The sequence below is a fragment of the Cohnella sp. GCM10012308 genome, from assembly GCF_042649185.1.
Lineage (GTDB): Bacteria > Bacillota > Bacilli > Paenibacillales > Paenibacillaceae > Cohnella.
In genome coordinates this window covers 1-1,145 of the sequence record NZ_JBHRYU010000082.1, presented here as the reverse complement: position 1 = coordinate 1,145, position 1,145 = coordinate 1, and the positions used below count along the sequence as shown (strand labels likewise).

At 48.7% G+C, this 1,145-nt stretch carries 1 protein-coding gene; it reads right to left on the bottom strand.

All coding sequences use genetic code 11. From position 1 onward, the window contains the following. Window positions 1-21 precede the first annotated feature (21 nt). Window positions 22-1,062 (bottom strand): IS630 family transposase, encoded by a 1,041-nt coding sequence (locus ACFOTD_RS34490; RefSeq protein WP_378124535.1) that lies wholly within the window; start codon window positions 1,060-1,062, stop codon window positions 22-24. Between the last annotated feature and the right edge of the window lie 83 nt (window positions 1,063-1,145).

Below are 1,145 nucleotides of genomic sequence, written 5' to 3'. Positions count from 1 at the left end.
CTATATAGACCGCAATTAATATCATAACCGAACAAGCAGACGATCAATGGTCTGCAACGGATGCTTGTTGATCCGCTGCATAAATTGGCTTACATGAAGCCTAATCTTATAAAATTTTTCAAAAAAGATGTTATTGACCACGTCGGCTTTAAGCCATAGCCATAGTCCTTCGACCGGATTAAGGTTTGGACTGTAAGGCGGCAGAAAGACCAGGTGTAAACGAGGATGTTTGGCTAAAAAAGGCTGTAACGCTGTGGCATGGTGAATTCGGCCATTGTCCAAGATCAGTGCGATTTTTCCTGTCGGATACGCACCGAGAAGATCTTCCAGAAAGCGAACGAAAGCCGCCACATCAGCTTTCTCTTCTTCCCGATGATGCACTTGCCCCGTTTCGTAGTTGATCGCCGCAAACAACTTGGCGCCTTCATGCTTGCCGTAAGTCGGCACTTTGCGTTGCCTGCCGCGCGGGAACCAATTGTATTGGAGGGCTTGGTAGGAACGGATCATCGATTCATCTTCAAACAGCAAATGTTCGATTTCTTCGGCAGCAACCTGCCTTTTGAGCTGAGTCAAGGTTTTCTTGCGGAAAGCAGCTTGGGCATCTGCGTCGGCTTTGACGAGTGAATAGGTCGCTTTCGTAAAGCTGAAGTTCATTCGTTTGAGCATTGCGCTAATTCCGCGTACGCTCATGGTGACGCCAAACGACCGCTTGATCCACTCGGCCACCAGCGGGAGTGTCCAGGTGTAACGGGCTTCAAAGCCCACATCGGCCGGCGCTTTTTGCTCCAGCATGGCGGCTAGCAGATTACGCTGTTCCTCGCTCAGCTTATTCGGTTGTCCAGGGGAATGATCCATTTCCAGCCCGGCGAGCCCATGCGCCTGATACGCTTGCCAATAGAGGCTAATGGTTTGGCGCCTACGACGGAGTACATCGCCAATTTCCGCAAACGAATGACCTTCAAGGCGAAGACTGACCGCCAGGTATCTTTCGTAAAGGCGTTTATCTGATGTTTCTCGCATAGCTGTGGTTAATTGCTCCATGTTTTCACTACTCATCTTCATCGCCACCAGGTTTTATTTACTATTTCATTACCCGATTTGATGATTGGCGTGATGATGTGCGTTTGTTAATTGCGTTCTATATA